Source organism: Cellulophaga sp. F20128, from assembly GCF_023015805.1.
In the GTDB taxonomy this organism is placed as follows: domain Bacteria; phylum Bacteroidota; class Bacteroidia; order Flavobacteriales; family Flavobacteriaceae; genus Cellulophaga.
In genome coordinates this window covers 39768-65409 of record NZ_JALKBA010000003.1, presented here as the reverse complement: position 1 = coordinate 65409, position 25642 = coordinate 39768, and the positions used below count along the sequence as shown (strand labels likewise).

Below are 25642 nucleotides of genomic sequence, written 5' to 3'. Positions count from 1 at the left end.
GTATTATAAATCTAAAAGGGCGTTGGTTTTAGAAACTCCCGCTGCACTTTCTTGCATTTTTGACTTTTCAGCATCACTTAGTTCTATTTCTACAACCTTCTCGATTCCGTTTTTACCTAAAATTACAGGAACACCAATACAAAGATCATTTAAACCGTACTCACCTTCTAATAAGGTAGAACAAGGGAACATTTTCTTTTGGTCGCAGGCAATTGCCTGTACCATACCCGAAACGGCTGCTCCAGGAGCATACCAAGCACTAGTTCCTAACAATTTAGTTAATGTAGCACCCCCTACCTTAGTATCTGCCGCTACTTGCTCTAATCTTTCTTTGGATAAAAATTCAGAAACCTTAACACTATTTCTTGTAGCATGTGCTGTTAATGGCACCATACCTGTATCGCTATGACCTCCAATTACCATACCATCAACATCAGAAATTGGCGCTTCTAAAGCTTCTGCCAATCTGTATTTAAAACGTGCACTATCTAAAGCACCACCCATTCCAATAATTCTGTGTTTTGGCAATCCTGTTGTTTTATGCACCAAATACGTCATGGTATCCATTGGGTTACTTACAACAATTAGGATAACGTTTGGCGAGTGCTTAATTAGGTTTTCTGATACTGTTTTTACAATACCTGCATTAATACCTATTAATTCTTCTCTAGTCATCCCTGGTTTACGAGGAATACCTGAAGTAATAACAGCAACATCACTATTTGCTGTTTTGGCATAATCATTAGTAGAACCCACAATTTTAGTGTCAAAACCGTTTAAAGATGCCGTCTGCATTAAGTCCATTGCTTTGCCTTCTGCATATCCTTCTTTAATATCTAGTACAACAACTTCCGATGCAAAATTTTTAATTGCAATGTATTCTGCACAACTAGCGCCTACTGCACCTGCACCTACTACCGTTACTTTCATACCTATCTATTTATTTAATGTTTAATGATTTTATTAATGTTTGCCAAAAATAAAGAATTTAAACAAATACCAATGCCAATACCCTAACTTTAATATTCTTTTTCACAGATAAAACCGTTTAAAAACAGCCTAATGTTAAAGAAAATTGCATTTAATCGAAAAAACACAACAAAAAGGTGCATACATCGAAAAAAATAAGATTCACAACAAAAATTCAGGATATTTGTCCTACCCAAATTAATTAAAATACCTACTTATGAAAAAAACCCTACTTTTTTTCATTGCTACTTTTGCTGCTTTAGCATTTTTTAGTTGCTCTGAAATTCCAGAAAACAACGACCCAATTATTGGAATTTGGTCAAAAACATCAAGCCCGGAATCCGAAGAATCAAAACAGGAATCCACAGCATCAAAGCAAGAATGGATATTTAATGATGCTTACTTAGGGAGGTATCATAGCTATACGAACGATAACATTGCTTTTTTAACAGATTTCAGCTGGACATTTGATGGCGACACCTATACAATTTCTTACCCCGGCACAGAAATGCCCAATGATATTGTTAGAATAAAATCCAAATCGAATAGTGTCGAAAAAACAGAAACATCTGCAAACAATGAGTTGACCTTTGTTTTAGAAGAAACAAATGGTGAAACTTTAGCAGTCCGGGAATAAATAAAAGCTCCCTTATAAAACGAACAAAGCCTTCTATTGATATAGAAGGCTTTGTTCGTTTTATACTATTTTTTTCTACTATCTAAAACCAAAGTTAATACCTACCGATAGATTGTTAAATTCTCCAATAGAATAATCTGCATTTAACCTAAAGAAGCCAAGCTTCAGCTTTGCGCCTACATTTGCCACAACTCCATTAGCATCTGTATGCACAGAAAACGGATCTGTATACGTATCCCCTACAAAAGGACCAGATTGCACTCTATACGTACCTAATACATCTACTGTAGACTTACCCGATAAATACCCTAGACCTCCATAAAAATTTATAATCGGTAATTTTGTTGAAACTACTGCTTGAAAAACCCAAGTATTCATCTCCATCTCTAATCGCTGGTCTTCACCGGCGATAGCGCTTTGCTCTGTAAAATCATAACTTCCAACTAAATGAGTATAACCAATCACTGCTGACAAAGCCACAGGCCAAATCTTATCTGCCGGCAGTAATTTTGTAAAATCGTGCTGAATTCCTAACCCATACAAGCCTAAGTTTGCTTCTTCGGTATCTATTTTAGGTAAGAAACGAGCTTTAAGCTCTGTTCCTTTAAACAACCCAACACTAACTTGCAAAAAGGCAGCGGGTACAAAGTTTATATTTTCCGAAGCCAGGCCCGTGGGAAGTTCAAAATCTTCCCGGGAAGATACACCAGGTGCAATTTCACCTTCTACATATACCCCAATACCTTGTATGTCTCCTAAAGCTGTTGAAACAGATTTTGACAGACTACCATCATCAAACTGCAGGTTTTCATAGTCTGATGTATTTAAAACAAAAGATTTTTTATCATCTGGAGTTTGGGCCATATTTCCAATAATAGAAATCTCAAAACCTCCTAAGGGTTTAGCATCTGCCGTATTATACCATCCGCCAGAAAGGCTGTACAACATTCCCTCGGATGCCGGGGACAAATAGCCGTTAATAAATGTATTTGCATCTGCTACACCGGCAGCAAAAATTTCGTTTGCATTAGATTGTGCGGATGCGTACCCACCCCACAACAATAAAGCCATTATACTTACTTTTTTCATAATACTATTTTAAATAAAACCATAGGTTTTACGTAAAACTAAAAAACTCGCACCAATGGTGCGAGTTTTTGTTGTGTAAGCGTTGTTTTTATACGTCAATGTTCGCATAAACAGCATTTTTCTCAATAAATTCTCTTCTAGGAGGTACTTCATCCCCCATTAGCATAGAAAAAACACGATCTGACTCTGTTGCGCTATCAATTGTAATTTGTCTTAATGTTCTAAAATCTGGATTCATTGTAGTATCCCACAACTGCTCGGCATTCATCTCCCCCAGACCCTTATATCGCTGTATTCCTACACTACCGTTAAAGCTATCCGCTATTTCATCCCTTTCCTTGTCTGACCAAGCGTATCTTTTCTTAGTTCCTTTTTTAACTAAGTATAAAGGCGGAGTAGCAATATAAATATGACCAGCTTCTATTAGCTCTCTCATATATCTAAAGAAAAAAGTAAGAATTAATGTTTCAATGTGACTACCATCTACATCGGCATCACACATAATCACTACTTTATGGTAACGCAATTTATCTAAGTTTAACGCTTTACTATCGTCATCTGTTCCGATGGTTACACCTAAGGCCGTATAAATGTTTTTGATTTCTTCATTTTCAAAAACTTTATGTTGCATTGCCTTTTCAACATTTAAGATTTTCCCTCGGAGTGGAAGGATGGCCTGAAACGCTCTATCACGACCTTGTTTGGCAGTACCACCCGCCGAATCTCCCTCAACAAGGAAAACTTCACAGTTTACTGGATCTTGATCAGAACAATCTGATAATTTTCCGGGTAAACCACCGATACTCATTACCGTTTTACGTTGCACCATTTCACGCGCTTTTGTTGCTGCATGACGTGCTTGTGCCGCTAAAATTACTTTCTGTACAATGATCTTAGCATCATCCGGATTTTCTTCTAGGTAGTTGGTTAACATTTCAGAAACAGCCTGACTCACAGCGGCAGAAACTTCTCTATTCCCCAGTTTCGTTTTGGTCTGACCCTCAAACTGTGGCTCGGCAACTTTTACAGAGATTATAGCCGTAAGCCCTTCTCTAAAATCGTCTCCTTGTACCTCAAATTTTAATTTATCTAACATCCCTGAAGCATCTGCATACTTCTTTAAGGTTGATGTTAATCCTCTTCTAAATCCAGATAAATGCGTTCCTCCTTCATGTGTATTAATATTATTCACATAGGAATGAAGGTTTTCAGTATAAGATGTATTGTAGACCATTGCTACTTCTACAGGGATTTCGTTCTTTTCCCCTTCCATTGAAATAACTTCTCTTATAAGTTGCTCTCTGTTCCCGTCTAAAAATTTGATAAATTCTTTAAGACCTTCTTCTGAATAAAACACTTCAGAAACAAACTCCCCTTTTTCATCTTTCTGACGCTTATCGGTCATTGTGATCGTTACCCCCTTGTTTAAGAATGACAACTCTCTCATTCTATTGGAAAGGGTTTCATAACTATACTCTACCGTTTGGGTAAAAATAGTTTGATCTGGATAAAAAGTAACTACTGTTCCTCTTTCTGTAGTTTCTCCAATATTCTTAACAGGATATAAAGACTTGCCTCTTTCATACTCCTGTTCCCATACCTTACCTTCTCTATAGACCGTAGCTCTTAAATGGCTAGAAAGTGCGTTCACACAGGATACACCTACACCGTGTAACCCCCCAGATACTTTATACGAATCTTTATCAAACTTACCACCTGCACCAATTTTGGTCATTACAACCTCTAATGCAGATATTCCTTCTTTTTTATGTAAATCTACCGGGATTCCTCTACCGTTATCCTTGGTAGTAATAGAACCATCTTCATTTATTGTTACACTTATAGTATCACAATGACCACCCATTGCCTCATCAATAGAGTTATCTACTACCTCGTACACCAAATGATGTAAACCTCTAACACCTACATCTCCAATATACATGGAAGGCCGCATACGCACATGCTCCATTCCCTCTAGCGCCTGAATACTATCCGCTGAATAATTATCTTTTTTTGCTTCTTCGCTCATTATATATAAATTATTGTGCTTAATTTCATCCTAAAAAATACAATCTAACAAAGATAAAGTTTTGCTTCCCTAATTTTAAATCGTTCTAAGGCTCTTTTAAAATAGTTATCAACATTTTTGCTTTTAACCAAAAAACCTCTTAAACGCGCTTAAAATAATTTTAAGGTCAATTTCATGAAAAAAAATAATATTAAAACTAAGTTAAAAAAAAAGAGTGCCTTAGAAGGTCTTTAAATAAGTAGGAGCGCCAAAATTTGGCGCTCCTTATAGATTATATATTTTTTAAACCGTCTAGAACTGGGACCAGTTCATCGTAAAAAATTATTGTTTTACATAGGCATCTGTATGGACTTTTGCCACTGCCCTACCCGATGGATCGTTCATATTTTTAAATGCTTCATCCCACTCCAATGCAATTTTTGTACTACAGGCTACGGATGCCTCTTGAGGGACACACATGGCAGCTGCATCACTTGGAAAATGCTCTTCAAAAATAGCTCTGTAATAGAATTCTTCTTTAGAAGTTGGCGTTTGCAATGGAAATCTATACTTGGCATTGGTCAATTGCTCATCTGTAACCTCTACACTTACAACTTCTTTCAAGGTATCTATCCAACTGTATCCAACACCATCTGAGAATTGTTCTTTTTGCCTCCACGCTACACTTTCGGGTAACATTTCCTCAAAAGCCTTACGAACAACCCATTTCTCCATACGCTCTCCATTGATCATTTTATCCTGAGGGTTAATACGCATAGCAACGTCTATAAATTCTTTGTCTAAAAACGGAACCCTACCTTCTATACCCCAAGCAGCTAAGCTTTTGTTTGCTCTAAGGCAATCATACATATGAAGTTTACTTAATTTACGAACCGTTTCTTCGTGGAATTCTCTAGCATTGGGTGCTTTATGGAAATACAAGTATCCTCCAAACAATTCATCTGCACCTTCACCAGACAACACCATTTTAATGCCCATCGATTTAATAACACGTGCCATTAAATACATTGGTGTAGAGGCTCTAATTGTAGTAACGTCATATGTTTCTAAGTTATACACCACATCTCTTATGGCATCTAACCCCTCTTGAATAGTAAATTTAATTTCATGGTGTACCGTTCCAATATGTTCTGCAACTTTTTGTGCTGCTGCCAAATCTGGAGAACCTTCCAGCCCTACAGAAAAAGAATGCAATTGCGGCCACCATGCATCAGTTGTATCGCCAGATTCAATTCTTTTTTGAGAATATTTTTTAGCTATTGCCGATGTTACTGAAGAATCTAAGCCTCCAGATAATAGTACCCCATAAGGTACATCTGACATTAACTGCCTATGAACTGCTGCTTCTAAGGCTTCCTTTATCTCTTGTATGCTGGTTTCGTTTTCCTTTACCGCATCGTACTCCATCCAATCACGAGAATACCATTGTTTTACTTCACCTTCTTTACTTAACAAATAATGTCCTGGTGGAAATAATTCAATTTTGGTACATACACCTTCCAAGGCTTTTAATTCTGATGCAACGTAAAATGTTCCATTAGCATCCCAACCCATATACAAAGGAATAATACCCATATGATCACGGGCAATAAAATATTCATCCTTATCAACATCATAGATAGCAAACCCAAAAATACCGTTTAATTCATCTAAGAAAGCAGGACCTTTTTCTTGGTATAAAGCCAAAATAACTTCGCAATCTGATTGTGTCTGAAAATCATACTTTCCTTCAAATTGAGCTCTTAACTCTTGATGGTTATAGATTTCACCGTTAGCAGCTAAAACCAATTTACCATCTTTACTAAACAAAGGTTGTTTTCCAGATGCAGGATCTACTATAGCCAAACGCTCATGTGCTAAAATCGCTTTTTCATTTGCATATATACCGCTCCAGTCTGGTCCCCTATGTCTTATTTTTTTAGACATATCTAATAATTGAGGCCTTAAATCCTCTGTACTCTCTTTAACATCAAATGCACAAACTATTCCACACATACTATTTTATTTAATATCAATTTGATTACAAAGATGTAATTAAACTTTCAATTTAAAAACATAATTACCTTAATTGATTTCAATTTATAACTATAAATATGTATTTTAATTATAAATTATATAATTTCACCATAGAATAGAAAATAAAACAAGCATTTTGTAAGTTGGTATAATTTTAGCGACCATATATACTATTACTGCGAAAATGTCGCTAAATTTGAAAAAAACAAAAAACAACATTTATGAAAAACTTATTTGCATTATCAGTATTCGTATTAGCTATGGTATTTTCTACCAATGCTACTGCACAACAATTTAGTGGACTAGACAAAAGTCCTGCCGACATGGCCGCTTATCCCTCTAGTTATAAAAACTCAAAAAAGGATATTCGTGTAATCTATAGTAGACCACAACTAAAAGGAAGAGTAGTAAACGATTTGGCTCCAGAAGGTAAAGTTTGGAGAACTGGTGCTAATGAAGCTGTTGAAATTACTTTTTATGGTACTACCAACTTTGGAGGAAAAACCATCAAGGCCGGCACATACTCTTTGTTTACTGTTCCTGGTTCTAAAGAATGGACTGTAATCTTAAACAGCGATTTAAACCAATGGGGCGCTTATTCTTATAAAAAAGAAAATGACATAGCAAGAGTTTCTGGTAAAGTTTCTAAAGGCGAAGAATCTTTAGATGCCTTCTCAATTACTTTTACAGATAGCGCAATGGTAATGGGCTGGGGAACTACTTTAGTTTCTGTTCCTTTTGCTATTCCTGAATAATTCCTTGACTACAACGCATAATAAAACCCGAAACTATACCGTTTCGGGTTTTTGTTTTTCAGAAAGCATGTTACTTGTTTTATTTAACCTTAACACCTCCAATATACACCTGCTCAGCAATAGTATTTGGTATTTCATTTTCTTCTATCTTCATAATATCCTTATTTAAAAGGACAAAATCTGCTTTTTTACCGATTTCAATACTTCCCTTTTCTTCTTCTTCAAAATTAGAATACGCAGCCCAAATGGTCATCCCCTTCAGGGTTTCTTCTCGTGTTAATGCATTTTCCATCTGAAAACCATTCTCTGGATATTGCGCTACATCTTTCCGTGCCACTGCACTATAGAAGGTTAAAAATGGATTTACTTTCTCTACAGGAAAGTCTGTACCAAGGACAATAATTCCTGCATTTTGCAATAATTTTTTATAGGCATAGGCACCGGTAACACGTTCTTTCCCTAACCGTTCCTCTGACCAATACATATCACTAGTAGCATGTGTGGGCTGTACAGATGGTATGATACCCATTTTAAAATTGGTAAAATCTTCAGCGGCAATAACTTGTGCGTGCTCTACTTTCCAACGTCTGTCTTTTGAATTTTTCAATACTTTATTATAGGCTCTCAAGACCACTATATTGGCCGAATCTCCAATAGCATGGGTATTCATCTGGTACTCCGATGCCGCGATACGACTTGCCAGCTCATTTATTTCAGAGACAGGAGTTACCATGGCTCCAAAGTGATTATGTTTATCAGAATAGGGTCTTTTTAAAGCTGCCCCTCTGGAACCTAAGGCCCCATCAGCGTATAATTTTACAGATCTCACATTTAATTTATCTGTTTTTAGAATGCCTTTATTTAAATAGTAATCTAAATTTTCCTTGTAGGCACTAACCATAGCATACACTCTAATAGACAGTTCTCCTATCTGCTGCAAGCTATCTATAATTTCAATGGTCTCCCTATCTAGACCTGCATCATTAACTGTAGTTAACCCAAAATCTACACATAATTTCTCAGCCGCTTTTAACGCATTTACTTTGGTTTTCACAGAGGGTTTCGGCAGTATTGCATCTATCATTACCATAGGGTTATCAACTAAAACCCCGGTTAACTTTCCGTCAATTTTTACAATTTCACCACCTTCCACTTTTGTTTCTACCGTAATACCAGCTAAGTCTAAAGCTTTTTGATTTACGATATATGCATGCCCATCTACACGTTGCAACACAACAGCTATATCAGGAAACAAACTATCTAGCTTTTTTTTGGTCGGAAAATTTTTAAGCTCCCAATCGTTTTGATCCCAACCCCTACCTCTAATAAATGTTCTGGGGTACTTTTTTTGATATAAGACCACCTTGTCAAGTACCTCATCAAAACTTTTGGCTCCTCTCAAATCAACAACTTGCAGGTCTATTCCCAATCCATAAAAATGACAGTGGGCATCTATTAACCCAGGTATTATTGTTTTGTTATTGGCATTAAAACGCTCTTCTGAACTATATTTTTCTGAAATCTCCTTAGACGATCCTACCGCAACGAATTCACCATCCTTAACAGCAAATGCCTCTGTAGTCGTAAAGTTTTCATCTACGGTATAAATCCTTGCGTTCGTAACGATCAGGTCTACCTTTTCTTTCGTGGAGGTACATGCACTAAGACTGAGCACGAGTACAAATAACAATGTTTTCATCTCTTCTTGAATTTAATCAAAAGTAATGAAATTTTAATTTTAAAAAGGAATGCAATATTAAGTCAAAAAAGGAATTGATGATAGGTACCAACCTCTCTTCAATTCCTTTTTTAATTCTTCTTAATTCTTTTTACCTTTTAATACTTCTTTCCCTCAGTTTCACATATTCCCAGCAACTGTAATTATGAATACACAAAGGTGGTAGCGCCATATGCCCGACTATTTCCTAACAATAGTGCGTAAATAGTATTTTAAAGAAAAAAGGCTTATTATAAGTCAAACTTATAGGTGGCTCCTGCTAAAACCTGAAAACCCTGTACCGGATAATTGGCCCAACGTTGGTAATTATTATTTGCAATATTAGCAGCTTTCACAAAAATAGATAAGGTTTTATCAAAGCGATACCCCGCATGTGCATTGGCATCAAAATAACTCTCTAGAGTAACCACGGTAGAAGCAAAATCTTGTGGTTGTGTTGCAGGCGCCGCAATAGAACTTAAATCTTCTCGTTCTCCAACATAAAACAAGTTGGCCCCCATAAACCATTTTTCTCCAATTTGATAATCCATAAAAAGAGATCCTTTAATATTTGGTAAATTCCAAGCTGGATTATCTGTTTCTGTGGTGTAATCAAAAACCTCAGCATTTACTCCCAAGGCAAAATTTCTATTGACATCTACATTCAGCTCTGCAAAAAATGCAAGGGTCTTTATATCATCGTAAAAAATATCAAAAGAATTACCTAAATGATAATCTTTAGGGTCATCCTCTCTGAAAGCATTTTCTGGGTTTAGTTTATATAGCGGTCGGTTGTTTTCTGCAGCATAGGATGCCTTTACATTATACCCCAAATTGGTTAACAATTGCCCTTTTAATCCCACATACCCATTGTACTGATTATCCGTTGGCGAAATAGTTAGGGTTGGTGAAACAAAAGGGTTTTCTTCCACAAAATCATAATAGGAGTTTTGTTTTAATTCCCCTTCTATACCTCCATAAGCAATAGCAGTTTCCCCAGCTAATCTGTAGGAAGCCGTTACGGCCGGATAAATATAAAAATTACTTTCACTTCCCTCTGTATTTAATCCATATACTAAATTTGCACCTAAGTTCACGGTAAGATCATCTCTTAAAATCACCAAACTGGGGTTTATCCCTGCTTGCAGCTGCCCGTACTTAATCGCTGCTGTATTCTCTGTATTATTTAGACTGGCATTTTTAAATTTCCCACCTAAATAATCTAACTTTATATTAAAATTAATTAATTCCGTTGAAATTGGAACTTCTACCGCTGCATTTACCACGGCTCTATTCTCACCAGATTGTGTAGCATCCCAAAAGCGCCTTACTAATACATCACCTCCTTTGATAAGGTAATCATCCATAATTAATTCTCCCCCGGCCTCGGCGTTAAAGTAATTCTGTTTTTCATCGATTAAAGCCTCTGGAGTTGCCCCTAAAGCAGCGTCCGTAACCCCATACCAACTATACAATTTATGTTGTAACCCTAAATTAGCGTTCCACTCCATATCTCTTTCCCGCATCGTATAAACACCTTTTACCTTGGTATCATAAAAAACATTATCTACAACAGTCTCATCAATATCACCTCGAGAAGAATGGTGATTTACTCCAATATCTAAGGTTTCATTTCTATTAATTGGCCTACTCGTATAAAAATCCAACAAGCCGTTGCTCATATTTCCCAACCCTACAGAAGCATACGAATTGTACAATTCTTCAGGTTTGGTTTTCTTTACAGCAGTGGCTTTTCCTTTAGCCGGTGTAAAGGTAGAAGCAACAGGAATGGAAAAAATACTATAGGTAATTGGCTTCTTCTTTAGTTCTACAGCACCATTAATAACAGGGACGGACTTCACCTTAAAAGCATCTGAAATTGTAGGCTTATACGCCTTAGTAACCGTTACCGTTTCAGTCCCTAAATCTTTCTCTTCCTTGTCCTTATCTTGAGCCGATGTAATTTGTATTGCTCCTAAAAATAAGCTTATAGTGATATATATATATTTTTGCATCATGAATTTTAATTAATTACCCTCTGGGTTGATGGATGAATTACTGCGAGCTTCTTTTTGTTTAATCATAGTTTGCTCTACTTTTGCCTTGGCTACAATCGCTGGATAGGCACCAAAGTTTTTAATTATATTTTCTAAAATATAATTGGCTTGGTACGCATCTCCTAAGGCATAGAAATTATCTGCCATAAGCAACAAACCTTTGCCCGCCCATTCTTTATAACTAGAAAAATCTTTTACTAACGTTTGTATGGACGCAGAAGAAGCCTTATACGCTTGTTCTTTATTTTTAAAATAAGCATCGTAATACCATGCTTCTGCGGCTCTTTCTCCACTTGCTATTTTTTGCACAATGGCATAGGCTTCTTTTGCCTTGACCTCCTTATTGGTGCTTATGGCTGCACGCGCTATCATAATATGTGCATCACTCTTTATACGATCGTCTATACTGGCGGTTGCCAATACTTTTTCCGCATATTCCATTGTTTTACTGTAATTCTTTTGGGTATAATACCCTTTCATTAAATTGGATTGCGCAAAAGTTACATTCTGTTTGATGTTCGCTGTTTGCTCTAACTTTTCCAAATAAGGAAAAGCAGCTGTATATTTATCATTACCAATATAAATCTCACATACACGAGTTAAGGCTTGCTCTGCAAACTCACTTGCCCCTTGATCTGCTACATAAATATAATGTGGCAATGCACTGTCCTTACTTTCTTTCCCGAAATACAACTGTGCCAATTTAAAGTTAGCATTTAATGTATAGGCTCCGTTAGGGAAATTTTTGATATAATTGGTAAAACCTCTTATAGCCGCATCTGTTTTATTTTCTAACAATTGTTTTTCTGCCGATTCATAGGTTGCATTGTCTAATTCAGAATCTGTAACTTCAACAAACTCTAGATCTCGTACCCAATTGGCATATTCATCAACTCTACCTAAATCTACATACACCAATTTAGCAGTAGCTACAGCTTGTACAGCTTCTTGTGTTTTAGAGTGATCCCGAACTACGGTTTTAAATTTTGCCAATGCCTGCTCGTTTCTACTTGCATTGTAATGCACTAATCCTTGACGTAACAAGGCTTGTGGCGCCAAGCTACTTCCTTTATATCCTTGTATTAATCTGTCGTAAGCATTTAACCCTTCGGTTTCTTTTCCTAATTTTATATAGGTATTCCCCAATTCATATAAGGCATCATCTTTTAGCGTAGAATTAGCATATTTAGAAACGAAACTATTTAATTCTTCAACCTTAGTATCACTTTTACCTACAAACCCGTAGCTTAAGGCCCTTTGAAAAGCGGCATAATCTTTTTGACCGCCCCTATTCTTTAAGGCAATATTATAGGTCTCAATCGCTGGCCAATACTTACTAGACACAAAATAGCAGTCTCCCAAACGCAAGAATGCATCATTTTTCTTTGTCTCTTCTGCATCAGAACTATCTGTGAAATTTTTAAAATGTGTAATTGCATTGGTATAATCATTCAACTTAAAATACGTATAAGCCATATTGTAATCTAGCTCTGTATACTCTTCTAAGGTACTTGCCATTGGAATTCTTTTAAACTCCGCATAAGACACAAGCGCTTCCTCAAATCTATTTAAAGAATATTCAGATTCAGCTTTCCAAAAAGAGGCTCTTGCTTTAAATATTTCATCTGTGGCACTATCTAGCGATTTATCAAAAACAGCTAATGCTCCTTCATAATCCGACTCAACAAACAACTCTACCCCCCTATAAAATGCTACTTTTTGATAGGTTTCTTTACTTGCATAATTCTTATTTTTTTCTAGAAGTTCCATTGCCCCTTTAAAATTTTTAGAGGTAATATAAGAGTCTACCAATAGCTCCTGAATTTCAGGGGCATGTTCATTGTCTGGATAAGTTTCTAGGTACGTAGTTAAAACAGCAGGCACACTCTCGTAAGCATTACCAATTTCATAACTTAATCTTGCATAATTTAAATAGGCATCTTTCTTTATTTCCTCCGAATAATCCATCTGAGATGCATTTCTAAACGCATTGAGTGCTTCTTGTTTCTTATCTAGTTTTAAATAAGATTCTGCCAAATGATAATAGGCATTCTGCGCAACGCTATTATCACCATCTATAATTTTATTAAACTGATTGATGCCATTGGCATAATCTCCTTGTTTGTAATAGCTATAGCCGAGTAAGTAATAATCTGTGTTGCTCCATTTACCTCTTTTCCCTTTGTATTCGGATAAGTACGGAATAGCATTGTTGTATTGTTTGAGGTTAAAATAACTCTCCCCAATAATTTTATTTAATTCTGAAATCTCTGTCCTATCAGCCTTCGTTAATTGCTCTTTGGCAAGGGCAATGGCTTTTTCAAAATTACCAAGCTTAAAATTCATATCTGCCTGATAGTATGATAATTTTTCTTTTAATTCATCTTGATCGGTAATTTGATCAAAACGCTCGTTGGCAGCTTCATAATCATTTTGTTGATAAGAGATATATCCCAAGTAATATTTTGCCTGTGATCCGTAGGTTGGAGAATTTGTTACTTTATTTAAATAGGATTCCGCATCACTATATTTTTTAGATGAAAATAATGCATATCCATTATTAAATTGGAAGCGTTCTTTGTCTTTTCTAGACATGGAAGACTGGTCTACTTTTGCATACCATTTTAAGGCGTGTGGGTATTTTCCAGTTTCAAAATAATAATCAGCTACATCTAAAAAAGCAGTATTCCTTTTTGTAGAGGTAGGAAAGTCTTCTACAAACTGCTCCATTAATTTATCGGCCCCGAGCTGATTAAGGCGTATGGCAGCAGTAGCTGAATAATACATACTATTTGCCTTCACTTCATAATCATTCGTCTCTTTTGCCACGTTCTTAAAAATAGCTTGAGAAGCCTGATACTGTTTGTCGTTGTACAAGGACAACGCTTCTAAATAATCTTTATTGGTGTGAGTGTAGATTTCGGTTTTTTGAGAAAAGCCATAGTAAGACATCCCCAAAAAACACAGGAGTATTGCAATTTTTTTCATTTTCATATGTACATAGGTATTATAGTGATATACCCTTATTAAATTATATAACGTTAAAAATTGTTCAGAAGTATATCGCATCATAAAGAAAAATATTTTTAACGTATGGTGCTACTTTTTACCTCAGAACTTATTACTTTTATATCAACAATAATACCAGTAAATTTATTTACCTTAAAAATTTATGTCAGACATCATATTAGCACTTAAAGACGTTTCTATTTACCAAAAAGAAAACCTTGTATTGAATAACATTTCTCTAGAAATTAAAAAAGGAGAATTTGTTTATTTAATTGGAAAAACAGGCAGTGGAAAAAGTAGCTTTATGAAAACACTTTACGGTGATCTAGCATTAAAGGAAGGTACTGGAAACATTGTAGATATGGATTTAAAAACACTACAAGAAAAGGATATTCCATATTTGAGACGCAAACTAGGTATTGTATTTCAAGATTTTAATTTATTGCCAGACAGAACCATTAACAACAACTTTCTATTTGTCTTAAAAGCGACTGGATGGAAGGATGAGTCTAAAATGACAACCAAGATAGAAGAGGTTTTAGACAAGGTGGGAATGAAAACCAAAGGCTTTAAATTTCCACATGAACTTTCTGGTGGAGAACAGCAACGTGTAGCCATTGCACGGGCTCTGCTTAATGATCCTGAACTTATTTTAGCAGATGAGCCTACCGGAAATTTAGACCCTCAAACAAGCGTAGAGGTTATGAAGGTTTTGCAAGAAATAAACAAAACAGGACGGACTATTTTAATGGCAACCCATGATTATGCCTTAATTCTAAAATACCCCTCTAAAACCTTAAAATGTGATGAAAACAAGGTTTTTGAAGTCGTGCAACGCGCCATGTAAATCCACAGTGTCACCCGTTCCCAAAGCCTTTTAAACAACACCAAAAAACAGTTCTAAAATTCTGATTTTCAATTGTGATGACCCCTGATTTTTAGGAATTTTAAGTACTCATTTCCCCCCGAAGATAAAATCCGATTTATTTATTAGTTTTATGTATCTTTCATTTAAAATTAAGCAAGGTTTAAACCTAGTATTAGATAGCACAAACACTTAAAACCAGTTAAAAAAAAGAAAAAAAACAATGATTAAGAACATTGAAAATATAGAATTACAATTTTTAACGATACACGATTACCAAGAGTTAAAGGAAGTAATGATTGAGGCATACTCTAATATGCCCAATTCCTATTGGAAAGAATCTCACATTCAATCATTAATTACTAAATTTCCAGAAGGACAAGTTGTTATTAAGGTAAATGACCAACTTGCAGGTTGTGCACTATCTATTATGGTAGATTATGACAAATTTGATGACCACCATACCTACCAAGAAATTACGGGAGACTACACCTTTGAAACACACAATGGAGATGGCAATGTTTTATATGGTATTGATGTATTTATCAAATCTGAATACAGAGGCTTGCGACTTGGTCGTAGATTATATGACTATCGTAAAGAATTGTGCGAGAAATTAAACTTGCGAGGCATTGCCTTTGGCGGAAGAATTCCAAATTACCACAAACACTCAGAGAACATAACACCCAAAGAGTATTTAGAAAAAGTAAAGCGAAAAGAAATTTACGACCCCGTATTAAACTTTCAAATATCCAATGATTTTCACCCTTCAAAAATAATGAAAGGCTACCTAGAAGGAGATGAGGCTTCTAATGAATTTGCAGTTTTATTGGAGTGGGATAACGTTTACTATAAAAAAAGCACTAAAAAGGCGGCCACCAAGAAAAAAGTGATTCGACTTGGGTTAATTCAATGGCAAATGAGGCCGTATAAAGATATGGACGAGTTAATGCAACAGGCAGAGTACTTTGTTGATGCCGTATCTGCCTACAGGTCTGACTTTGCTTTATTTCCTGAGTTTTTTAACGCTCCTTTAATGGCAGACAACAATCACCTATCTGAATCTGAAGCGATACGGAAATTAGCTGAACACACTCCTGAAATCGTTCAAAAATTTTCAGAGCTAGCCATTAGCTACAATATTAACATCATTTCAGGCAGTATGCCAGAATTAAAAGACGACTTACTATACAATGTTGGTTATTTATGTAAACGTGATGGAACTACGGAGCGCTACGAAAAATTACATGTAACTCCAGACGAAGCTAAGGTATGGGGCATGCAAGGCGGTCATGATTTAAGGACTTTTGATACGGATTGCGGTAAAATTGGTGTCCTTATCTGCTACGACTCTGAATTCCCTGAATTAAGTAGATTACTAGCAGAAGAAGGTATGGATATTTTATTTATTCCTTTTTTAACAGACACTCAAAATGGTTATTCCAGAGTGCGTCATTGCGCACAAGCACGGGCCATAGAAAATGAATGTTATGTTGCCATAGCTGGAAGCGTTGGAAATCTACCCAAGGTACACAATATGGATATTCAATTTGCACAATCTATGGTTTTTACCCCATGCGACTTTTCGTTCCCAGCAAACGGTATAAAAGCAGAGGCCACCACCAATACCGAAATGATATTAATAGCCGATGTGGATATCGATTTACTTCGAGAATTAAATCAATTTGGTAGCGTTCGCAATCTCAAAGATCGAAGAACTGACATTTTTGAATTGAAAAAAATTAATAAAAACCAGGGGCAATAAAAGAAGTTGAAGCCGCTGTAATAAAACGAAAAATGAATAAAAGTTATAAAATTTTAACCCCAAAAAAGTTTTTCGTTACTTTGCTTACTTCAATTCTAATGTAATTAAATGGAAGTTCTAGGTATAGATATTGGTGGCTCTGGAATAAAAGGAGCACTTGTTAATGTTAAAACGGGTGAAAAGGTGACAGACCGATTTAGGATACCCACGCCAAAATCTAGAAAGCCTGAAGCCATGGCTGCCGTTGTACTTGAAATAGTAAAACATTTTAACTACAAAGGAGCTGTTGGTTGCGGTTTCCCTACCTTAATAAAAAATGGGGTATGCAAATCTGCCGGAAATCTCAACAAAAAATGGGTTGACGTAGATGTCAATAAACTCTTTAGTGACACAACTGGATTAGCCTTTACTGTTATTAATGATGCCGATGCAGCAGGAAGCGCCGAAATGAAATACGGAGCAGGTAAATCCTTAAATGGTTTTGTAGTTATGATCACCATTGGCACTGGCTTAGGTAGCGGTGCTTTTCTTGACGGAAAACTGATTCCTAATTTTGAATTGGGGCAAATACCTTATAAGAAGTACTCCAAAATAGAATTATGGGCAGCAGATTCTGCTCGGAAAAAGGAAGATTTGTCCTTTAAAAAATGGGGGAAACGCCTAAACACCTATTTAGAATATGTTGAGCTTTTGGTTGCCCCAGACACCATTATTATTGGCGGTGGCGTATCTAAAGATTTTGATGAATTTAAAAAGTATATAAAAATAAGAACCCCGGTTATACCGGCAACATTGTTAAACCACGCTGGTATTATTGGAGCTGCATCTGCAGCTGAACCAAAATAAGTTGAGACAGGCTCTATAAAAAAAACCTTAATCTTTAACAGGATTAAGGTTTTTTATTTTGAGTATAAGAAGGACCTACTCTACTAGAATAGCACCCTCTGGCTTTGAAAAATAATCTTCTTTAAGCTGTGGCTCAAATTTTATTTCACTTACTTCTATCTTCGTAATATACTCCCCCGGTTCACCATCTGTAACTGTCCAGTATGTTTTAAATCCGGTTGCTAACACAATTCCGTCTACCGTAGTTGTTCCTTGGGTAACCGTTATTTTTTCTGGATTATGTCCGCCATTTGGAAAATATTCCGGATATGAAACGATATATCGAAAGGCATCAACCAGTTTGGTTTTTGTATTGATGTACATGATATAATAGTCATCTGGAGCAGCACCCGTTCCAGGGGCATAAGAAACTTTAACTACATCTTGCAATTCATCATTAAAAGTTCTTTGCTCTAAAAGTTCCAATTGCACTCCTTCACCATCAAAAACAAAAGGTTGCCCTGAAAAATACAAAGGGGTTAAGGCCCAAAACTTAGTATCATATGCAAATGATGTACTATCTTTTGCCTTTACCCAGGCCTCATTTCCATCCCAACCATAAGTAGCCGTTGTATCTAACACACTATGATGTCTCGCCTTATTATTCCACGTATCTATAGTCTGATAAGAATCTCTAATTCCTTTGCCATCTAAAGGCATGTAATTGAACCTCATCGACAAATATCCATTTCCGTACCAATTCTCTAAACCACCATGTGCCTCCATCGCTTTCCAAACAATCTTACCCGCCTCGGTTGCATTTAGTTTTTCACTAGCGTCTTTTACCCTTTTTTGAATCCATGATTCTGGGATATCATAACCAACTACTGCAGTATCTTGCAGCACTTCCTTGGACTCATTTTTAGGAGTCTCTTTGCAGCTCAAAACACTAACTATTATAAATAAATTTAAAAATTTAACTGCTGTCTTCATCATATCTAATTTCGTTTTTTAATTAATTGTCGTACAAATTGGCAAAACATTTCAAAAAAAAAAATTCCAAGAAGAAACTCTTGGAATTTTTTAAATGCTTGCCTAAAATAATATTAAGCTATTTTATTACGTTTACGTTCGTTTTCTGTTAAATAAATCTTACGTATTCTTAAGTGCTTCGGAGTTACCTCTACGTACTCGTCTTTCTGTATGTATTCTAAAGCTTCTTCCAAAGAGAACTTTATTGCTGGTACAATTTTCGCTTTATCATCTGCTCCCGAAGAACGTACGTTAGACATTTTCTTTGTCTTGGTTATATTCACGGTCATATCATCACCTCTTGAATTTTCACCAATAACTTGACCTTCGTATATATCTTCTCCAGGCTCAACAAAAAACTTACCTCTATCTTGCAATTTGTCAATTGAATAAGGAATTGACTTCCCTAATTCCATAGAAACTAAAGATCCGTTTTGACGTTGTGGAATATCACCTTTCATTGGTTGGTATTCCAAGAAACGGTGCGCCATAATAGCTTCACCTGCAGTAGCGGTTAACAATTGATTTCTAAGTCCAATTATACCACGAGAAGGAATTAAGAATTCGCATATCATACGCTCTCCTTTTGCTTCCATACTCGTCATTTCACCTTTACGCATAGAAACCATTTCTACAGCCTTTCCAGAAACAGTTTCTGGTAAATCTATAGTTAAACTTTCTATTGGCTCACATTTAACACCGTCAATTTCTTTTATTATTACTTGTGGCTGTCCAATTTGTAGTTCATAACCTTCTCTACGCATTGTTTCAATAAGTACAGACAAGTGCAATACACCACGTCCAAATACTAAAAATTTATCAGCACTATCTGTTTCATTAACACGTAAGGCTAAGTTTTTTTCTAGCTCACGAGCCAAACGATCTTTAATATGACGAGAAGTTACATATTTACCATCTCTACCAAAGAAAGGAGAATCGTTAATAGTGAACAACATACTCATTGTTGGCTCATCTATAGCAATACTTTTTAATTTCTCTGGATTTTCAATATCGGCTACCGTATCACCAATCTCAAAACCTTCCAAACCTACAATAGCACAAATATCACCTGTAACAACTTCTTCTACCCTTAGTCTCCCAAGACCTTCAAAAGTGTACAATTCTTTAATTTTCGATTTAGTGATACTCCCATCTCTTTTTACCAAAGAAATTGGCTGTCCTTCTTTTAAGCTACCACGTTGCAATCTTCCAATTGCAATTCTACCTGTAAATGAAGAATAATCTAATGAAGTAATAAGCATCTGCGTATTTCCTTCTACTACTTTAAACGTTGGCACATGCTCAATAACCATATCTAACAATGGCTCTATATTATCTGTTTCGTTTTTCCAGTCGTCACTCATCCAGTTATTCTTAGCTGAACCGTACACTGTTGGAAAATCTAATTGCCACTCTTCTGCTCCTAACTCAAACATTAAGTCAAAAACTTTCTCATGTACTTCTTCTGGCGTACAGTTTTCTTTATCAACCTTATTAATAACTACACATGGCTTTAACCCTAAATCAATTGCTTTTTGTAAAACAAAACGAGTTTGTGGCATTGGCCCTTCAAAAGCATCTACTAAAAGCAGTACACCATCCGCCATATTTAATACTCTCTCTACCTCTCCACCAAAATCGGCGTGACCAGGAGTATCTATAATGTTAATTTTTGTGCCTTTATAAACCACAGAAACGTTTTTAGATACGATTGTAATTCCGCGTTCGCGTTCTAAATCGTTACTATCTAAAATTAGGTCACCTGTATTTTGGTTCTCCCTAAATAACTGGCAGTGATACATTATCTTATCTACCAAGGTTGTTTTCCCGTGATCTACGTGAGCAATAATTGCAATATTCTTTGTTGACATAACTAATTTTTAAATGCATTTACCTTCCTAAATGCGCGCGCAAAGGTACTCTATTTTTTAAAGCAATAAGCAAAAGATTCAATTTTCTTACTAAGCTGATATAGAGATAGTTTACCAACACCTAAATCCACTTAAAAACTATTACCTTTACATCCTTAAAATATACTAAAATGAATCTAGACCTTATCCCACAAATAAAACACACCAAAAACAACAACTTTTTCTTATTATCGGGGCCTTGTGCTATTGAAGGCGAAGAAATGGCAATGCGTATCGCGGAAAAAATCTGCACCATTACTGACAAACTTGAAATTCCTTACGTTTTTAAAGGTAGTTTTAAAAAGGCAAATCGCAGTAGAGTAGATTCTTTTTCTGGAATTGGCAATGAAAAAGCCCTAAAAATCCTAAGAAAAGTTTCTGAAACCTTTAAGGTTCCAACTGTAACCGATATTCATGAAGTTTCTGATGCTACCTTAGCAGCTGAATATGTAGATATTTTACAAATACCTGCTTTTTTAGTACGTCAAACCGATTTAGTCGTTGCCGCTGCCAATACGGGCAAGGTGGTAAACCTCAAAAAAGGGCAATTTATGAGCCCTGAAAGCATGCAACACGCAGCTAAAAAAGTAACGGACAGCAACAACCAACAAGTGATGATAACAGATCGAGGTACGATGTTTGGCTACCAAGATATGATCGTAGATTTTAGAGGCATCCCAACCATGAAGCAATATGCCCCAGTAGTGTTAGACGTAACCCATTCCTTACAACAACCCAATCAATCTTCTGGTGTTACAGGTGGTAGACCTGATATGATAGAGACCATTGCCAGAGCTGGTATTGTAACTGGTGTTGATGGTATTTTTATGGAAACTCATTTTGACCCTTCGATTGCTAAAAGTGATGGTGCCAACATGCTACATTTGGATCATTTAGAAAAATTACTAACCAATTTAGTTGCCATTAGAAAAACTGTAAACAACCTTAACTAAACTTTCCTAAACCAACCAACCAATGCTAAAAACCATCACTTTAGTATGTATTGCTTTCATAAGCTTTGCATTTTTAACCGCACAGGAAAGTCAAACCTTTGGTGTATTAACCCAAGCCGATAAAAAATTCACTAGCTACCCAAAAGACAGCAGTGCTTATGCTGTTGTATTGTATGAAAAAGGAGATAATTATTTTGAAGCTATTCAAGGAAGCATCAAGGTTGTAAAAAAATACTATATAAAAATTAAAATCCTAAAAAAAGAAGGCCTTAGGGAGGCTAATATTGCCATTCCACTGTTCCATGGTGACCAGGCAACTGAAGAAATTGAAGATATAAAAGCCATTACCCACAACGGAGAATCGCAAACAAGGCTGTCTAAAAATAATATCTTTACCTCCGATATCAACGAACGATGGTCGGTGAAGAAGTTTGCTTTTCCCAATGTAAATGTTGGCAGCATCATTGAATATGAATACACCCTTATATCTCCTTTTATCTTTAATTTTCAAGGCTGGACCTTTCAGTCTAATTTACCTAAGCTTTACAGTGAATTTAATGCCAAAATTCCAGGCAATTACTTTTATAATAGATCACTCCTAGGCTTTTTAAAATTAACAGTAAATGAATCTTCTATTGAAAAAGACTGTTTTCACATAGAGGGGTATCCGGCTAGAGCAGATTGCGAAACCTTAAAATATGCTATGAAGGACGTCCCTGCCTTTAAAGATGAAGAAGGTTACATGCTGACTTCCAAAAATTATATATCGCGATTAGATTTTGAGTTGTCTGAATACATGGGGCTAGATGGCCGTAAAAAAAGATACACCAAAAGTTGGGAGGATGTAGATAGAGAATTTAGGCAAGACAAGGATATCGGTGGACAGTTAACCAAAAAAAGTTTCCTTAAAAACAATGTTCCCGACACTCTTTTAACGCAGGGTGACGAACTAACTAAGGCAAAGAACATTTATAATTTTGTAAAAAATAGATTCAGCTGGAACGGGGATTATGGCATCTATAAAGGGATCCGTGTAAAAAGTGCTTTTGATGACAGAGTAGGCAATATTGGCGAGATAAACATCTCTTTAATAAACCTACTAAATACCGCAGATATTAAGACCGACCTTGTTTTGTTATCTACCCGGCAAAATGGCCTTCCCAAAAAATCCCATCCGGTCATGTCAGATTTCAATTACGTAATTGCCAAAACGGAAATTAATGGTAAAACATACCTCTTAGACGCATCAGAAAAACTACTACCTTTTGGTATGCTACCTTTCCGATGCCTTAATTACCAAGGAAGGGTAATGGATTTTAAAAATGATAGCTATTGGTATGATATAGTGCCCGAAAAAAACAATCAAACATTTGTGATAGCGGAACTTAATTTAAATTCGGATGCTAACAACATCACTGGATCCATTAAAGAAATGAACAATGGGTATATGGCCATTCATAGAAAAGCCACTATACAGAATCTAACTGAGGAAGAGTATTTAACACAAAAAGAAGACCAAGTAGGCAATGATTTTGAAATCGATGACTATATTTTATCAGAAGAACAAAGTAATGAAATTCGTACTGTTGAAGACTTTAATTTTAGTAAAAGTTACACTCAAGAAAACAACATCATTTACTTAAACCCTTTTTTAGTTAAATTCTTTGATAAAAACCCCTTTACCTTAGAGGAACGCAATTACCCCGTTGATTTTGGATATGCTCGCAAGTATTTATATACGGTAAACATTACACTGCCTAAGGATTTTACAGTTGCTGAACTCCCTAAAAAAAAGCATGCAACACTACCTAATGATGGAGGAGATTTACAATTAAACTTTACGCATAAACCTGGAAGCATAACTTTAATTTTTAAACTCAACCTAAACAATTCGCACTACTCAGTTGATAGTTATTTTGCGCTAAAAGAACTATTTAAGCTGGTTACAACTATTCAAAACAATTCATTGATTGTACTAAAAAAGGTTTAACTTTTACTAAAGCATAAAAATCACTATCAATTGAATAAAAAACAAGTAGTTTTAACCCTCAATCAAAAAACAAAAATAAAAAAACGCTATGAAAACATCTACTATTGTTATTGCACTTAGCTTCTTAGCTATTTGCATGTCTTGTAAAGAAACACCCAAAGATATGGGAGCAACTATTGGGAACTTGCACCTATCTAAGACTATGCCAGTTGCTGGTGAAACATTGAATGTCACCTACAAAACTGATGCAGAGCAAAAAGACCTAAGTGCTTACTACTATTATATGGTAGGTAGTAAGGCTTACCCTGTAGACCTAAACCTTACCAAGGCAGACACTGTATACAAAGCGGCTCTTGCCATACCAGACTCAGCAACCGCAATCGCTTTCAATTTCAAAATCGGAAAAGATTTTGATCACAATAACAAAAAAGGCTATATTTTTCCATTAACAACTTCAAAAGGTGACACCATTCCAGGAGCAATGGCTGGCATAGGAATGTACCAGTTAAGATATGCTTCAAATTTTGGAATTGAGGTAGACAAAGCAATGGCAGTGAAATTAATGAAGGATGATTTGTTAAAAAACAAAGACCTACAAGAGAACTGGGATGCCGTATTTCCTCGAAGTTTAATAACTCAAAATAAGGAAGAAGGTAAAAAATACATAGACAATCGTATTGCTGAATATGCCAGTAGCGCTAATTTAACCGAACTCCAATATCGGAATTTAGGCATCTTATACCAGACCAACGGTAAGGCTGAATTACTAGATTCAGTTCAAAAGGTACTCAAAGTTAAATTTCCAAAAGGTGCAGCTGCTCAAGAAGAACTATGGATGGAATTTTACAACGAACAAGATTACAATAAAAGGAAAGAAATTTATACTGCTTTTGAAGCTAATTTTGGGACAGAATCTCGCATTAGAGATATGATGCTTACACGACTGGCTGAGGCTGCTATAAAAAATAACAACAAAGAAGAGTACACCTCTTTGATGGCTAAAGTTTTTGATAAAAATATGGTACCTAGTGCCTATAACAGTATTGCTTGGAACTATGCAGAAAAAGGCGAAAACTTAGATTTCGCTGCTGATATTTCTAAAAAATCTCTAGACCTCATCAAAGCATCTATAAACGACTTGAGTGACAAACCAGAATACTATACTGCTTCGCAATACAAGCAAAGTATGGAAAATACGTTTAACATGTACGCAGACACCTATGCCCTAATAAAGTACAAACAAGGCGATGTAGATGAAGCTATTACCTACCAAAAAATAGCGACAGGAAAGGGCTTAAATGCTGAGTTAAACGAAAGGTATATTCAATTTCTAATGGCTGGTCAAAAGTATGACCAGGCAGTCACAGAGGCCGCTAATTATATTAAGGCAGGGAATACTTCAACTAAAATTAATGACTATTATAAGGAAGCATATATCAACACAAAAGGCTCAACAGAAGGCTATCAAAAAGATTTTGAAGCCTTAGAAAAAATAGCAAATGAAATGCTTGTTGCAGAAACTAAAGAAAAAATGATTACTAAGGCGCCTAAGAATTTTTCGCTTAAAAACACAAACGGAGAAACGGTAGATTTAGCCGCATTAAAAGGTAAAACCGTTGTTTTAGACTTTTGGGCAAGGTGGTGTGGCCCTTGTAAAGCTGCCTTTCCTGGTATGCAAATGGTAGTAGATAAATATAAGGATGATGATTCTGTTGTTTTCTTATTTATAAATACTCTGGAAAGTGGCGATTTTGAAACAAGAAGTACACTTGCAGCTAATTTTATTAAGGATAATAATTATACGTTTGAAGTGGTCTTAGACAACCCCATAGAAGTAGGAAGTCGTGAATTCTTAGTTGCCTCTAATTTTGAAGTAAGAGGCATTCCTACCAAAGTAATAATTGGACCAGACGGAAATATAAAATTTATCACTATTGGTTATAGTGGAAGTTCTGCCAAATTAGTGAAGGAATTGTCTATTAAAATAGACTTGTTAAATTCCTAACAATATTTTTTTTAATACA

Annotated in this window: 17 protein-coding genes; 8 read left to right on the top strand and 9 right to left on the bottom strand. The window is 35.8% G+C overall.

The window, feature by feature from the left end; genetic code table 11:
- Positions 1–3: 3 nt before the first annotated feature.
- A complete protein-coding gene (locus tag MWU65_RS04355) occupies positions 4–930 on the bottom strand; it encodes a malate dehydrogenase (protein WP_247075956.1) in 927 nt (308 codons plus the stop codon).
- 256 nt (positions 931–1186) lie between these two features.
- Here MWU65_RS04355 and MWU65_RS04350 point away from each other — a divergent pair, with 256 nt between their 5' ends.
- Complete coding sequence (locus tag MWU65_RS04350; RefSeq protein WP_247075955.1) at positions 1187–1606, top strand: hypothetical protein; 420 nt, start codon at positions 1187–1189, stop codon at positions 1604–1606.
- 78 nt (positions 1607–1684) lie between these two features.
- On the opposite strand, the gene MWU65_RS04345 is transcribed toward MWU65_RS04350, so the two are convergent.
- The 3 genes from MWU65_RS04345 to asnB all read right to left on the bottom strand — a co-directional run bounded on the left by MWU65_RS04345 (position 1685) and on the right by asnB (position 6719).
- Positions 1685–2695: a DUF6588 family protein gene (locus tag MWU65_RS04345; protein ID WP_247075954.1), complete on the bottom strand. Its 1011-nt coding sequence runs from the start codon at positions 2693–2695 to the stop codon at positions 1685–1687.
- Between the two features lie 88 nt (positions 2696–2783).
- Positions 2784–4724, bottom strand: coding sequence for a DNA topoisomerase (ATP-hydrolyzing) subunit B (gyrB, locus tag MWU65_RS04340; RefSeq protein ID WP_247075953.1), 1941 nt, complete (start codon positions 4722–4724; stop codon positions 2784–2786).
- 321 nt (positions 4725–5045) lie between these two features.
- The gene (gene asnB, locus MWU65_RS04335) at positions 5046–6719 is read right to left on the bottom strand and encodes an asparagine synthase B (RefSeq protein WP_247075952.1); all 1674 of its coding nucleotides are present in this window, start codon (positions 6717–6719) and stop codon (positions 5046–5048) included.
- A 242-nt stretch (positions 6720–6961) separates the two neighbouring features.
- On the opposite strand from asnB, the gene MWU65_RS04330 reads away from it, so the two are divergent.
- Positions 6962–7495 (top strand): DUF2911 domain-containing protein, encoded by a 534-nt coding sequence (locus MWU65_RS04330; protein ID WP_247075951.1) that lies wholly within the window; start codon positions 6962–6964, stop codon positions 7493–7495.
- 79 nt (positions 7496–7574) lie between these two features.
- Here MWU65_RS04330 and MWU65_RS04325 read toward each other — a convergent pair whose 3' ends face one another.
- The 3 genes from MWU65_RS04325 to MWU65_RS04315 form a co-directional block, all read right to left on the bottom strand.
- Entirely contained in the window at positions 7575–9194 is a 1620-nt protein-coding gene (locus tag MWU65_RS04325; RefSeq protein ID WP_247075950.1) for an amidohydrolase, read from the bottom strand.
- Positions 9195–9463: 269 nt separating this feature from the next.
- Positions 9464–11230: a TonB-dependent receptor gene (locus MWU65_RS04320; RefSeq protein ID WP_348646019.1), complete on the bottom strand. Its 1767-nt coding sequence runs from the start codon at positions 11228–11230 to the stop codon at positions 9464–9466.
- Positions 11231–11239: 9 nt separating this feature from the next.
- Positions 11240–14263 carry a tetratricopeptide repeat protein gene (locus MWU65_RS04315; protein WP_247075949.1) on the bottom strand — a complete coding sequence of 1008 codons (3024 nt, stop codon included), beginning with the start codon at positions 14261–14263 and terminating at the stop codon, positions 11240–11242.
- A gap of 178 nt (positions 14264–14441) precedes the next feature.
- Between MWU65_RS04315 and MWU65_RS04310 the strand changes: the two genes are divergently transcribed.
- From MWU65_RS04310 to ppgK, 3 genes are all read left to right on the top strand, one after another.
- Positions 14442–15125: an ATP-binding cassette domain-containing protein gene (locus tag MWU65_RS04310; RefSeq protein WP_247075948.1), complete on the top strand. Its 684-nt coding sequence runs from the start codon at positions 14442–14444 to the stop codon at positions 15123–15125.
- 241 nt (positions 15126–15366) lie between these two features.
- Positions 15367–16908 carry a carbon-nitrogen hydrolase family protein gene (locus MWU65_RS04305; RefSeq protein WP_247075947.1) on the top strand — a complete coding sequence of 514 codons (1542 nt, stop codon included), beginning with the start codon at positions 15367–15369 and terminating at the stop codon, positions 16906–16908.
- A 108-nt stretch (positions 16909–17016) separates the two neighbouring features.
- A complete protein-coding gene (gene ppgK / locus MWU65_RS04300) occupies positions 17017–17754 on the top strand; it encodes a polyphosphate--glucose phosphotransferase (RefSeq protein ID WP_247075946.1) in 738 nt (245 codons plus the stop codon).
- A gap of 75 nt (positions 17755–17829) precedes the next feature.
- On the opposite strand, the gene MWU65_RS04295 is transcribed toward ppgK, so the two are convergent.
- Both MWU65_RS04295 and typA read right to left on the bottom strand, forming a co-directional pair.
- Entirely contained in the window at positions 17830–18729 is a 900-nt protein-coding gene (locus MWU65_RS04295; RefSeq protein WP_247075945.1) for a hypothetical protein, read from the bottom strand.
- A 110-nt stretch (positions 18730–18839) separates the two neighbouring features.
- On the bottom strand, positions 18840–20636 hold the full coding sequence (gene typA, locus MWU65_RS04290; RefSeq protein ID WP_247075944.1) for a translational GTPase TypA: 1797 nt from the start codon (positions 20634–20636) through the stop codon (positions 18840–18842).
- Between the two features lie 170 nt (positions 20637–20806).
- Here typA and kdsA point away from each other — a divergent pair, with 170 nt between their 5' ends.
- The 3 genes from kdsA (at position 20807) to MWU65_RS04275 (ending at position 25623) form a co-directional block, all read left to right on the top strand.
- Positions 20807–21628, top strand: coding sequence for a 3-deoxy-8-phosphooctulonate synthase (gene kdsA, locus MWU65_RS04285; protein ID WP_247075943.1), 822 nt, complete (start codon positions 20807–20809; stop codon positions 21626–21628).
- Positions 21629–21650: 22 nt separating this feature from the next.
- A complete protein-coding gene (locus MWU65_RS04280; protein WP_247075942.1) occupies positions 21651–23618 on the top strand; it encodes a DUF3857 domain-containing protein in 1968 nt (655 codons plus the stop codon).
- A gap of 88 nt (positions 23619–23706) precedes the next feature.
- A complete protein-coding gene (locus MWU65_RS04275; RefSeq protein ID WP_247075941.1) occupies positions 23707–25623 on the top strand; it encodes a TlpA disulfide reductase family protein in 1917 nt (638 codons plus the stop codon).
- The last annotated feature ends 19 nt before the right edge of the window (positions 25624–25642 follow it).

Bases quoted from the DNA above. Each gene is read 5' to 3' on its own strand.
- MWU65_RS04355 (WP_247075956.1), bottom strand. From the start codon at position 930: ATGAAAGTAACGGTAGTAGGTGCAGGTGCAGTAGGCGCTAGTTGTGCA.
- MWU65_RS04350 (WP_247075955.1), top strand. From the start codon at position 1,187: ATGAAAAAAACCCTACTTTTTTTCATTGCTACTTTTGCTGCTTTAGCA.
- MWU65_RS04345 (WP_247075954.1), bottom strand. From the start codon at position 2,695: ATGAAAAAAGTAAGTATAATGGCTTTATTGTTGTGGGGTGGGTACGCA.
- gyrB (WP_247075953.1), bottom strand. From the start codon at position 4,724: ATGAGCGAAGAAGCAAAAAAAGATAATTATTCAGCGGATAGTATTCAG.
- asnB (WP_247075952.1), bottom strand. From the start codon at position 6,719: ATGTGTGGAATAGTTTGTGCATTTGATGTTAAAGAGAGTACAGAGGAT.
- MWU65_RS04330 (WP_247075951.1), top strand. From the start codon at position 6,962: ATGAAAAACTTATTTGCATTATCAGTATTCGTATTAGCTATGGTATTT.
- MWU65_RS04325 (WP_247075950.1), bottom strand. From the start codon at position 9,194: ATGAAAACATTGTTATTTGTACTCGTGCTCAGTCTTAGTGCATGTACC.
- MWU65_RS04320 (WP_348646019.1), bottom strand. From the start codon at position 11,230: ATGATGCAAAAATATATATATATCACTATAAGCTTATTTTTAGGAGCA.
- MWU65_RS04315 (WP_247075949.1), bottom strand. From the start codon at position 14,263: ATGAAAATGAAAAAAATTGCAATACTCCTGTGTTTTTTGGGGATGTCT.
- MWU65_RS04310 (WP_247075948.1), top strand. From the start codon at position 14,442: ATGTCAGACATCATATTAGCACTTAAAGACGTTTCTATTTACCAAAAA.
- MWU65_RS04305 (WP_247075947.1), top strand. From the start codon at position 15,367: ATGATTAAGAACATTGAAAATATAGAATTACAATTTTTAACGATACAC.
- ppgK (WP_247075946.1), top strand. From the start codon at position 17,017: ATGGAAGTTCTAGGTATAGATATTGGTGGCTCTGGAATAAAAGGAGCA.
- MWU65_RS04295 (WP_247075945.1), bottom strand. From the start codon at position 18,729: ATGATGAAGACAGCAGTTAAATTTTTAAATTTATTTATAATAGTTAGT.
- typA (WP_247075944.1), bottom strand. From the start codon at position 20,636: ATGTCAACAAAGAATATTGCAATTATTGCTCACGTAGATCACGGGAAA.
- kdsA (WP_247075943.1), top strand. From the start codon at position 20,807: ATGAATCTAGACCTTATCCCACAAATAAAACACACCAAAAACAACAAC.
- MWU65_RS04280 (WP_247075942.1), top strand. From the start codon at position 21,651: ATGCTAAAAACCATCACTTTAGTATGTATTGCTTTCATAAGCTTTGCA.
- MWU65_RS04275 (WP_247075941.1), top strand. From the start codon at position 23,707: ATGAAAACATCTACTATTGTTATTGCACTTAGCTTCTTAGCTATTTGC.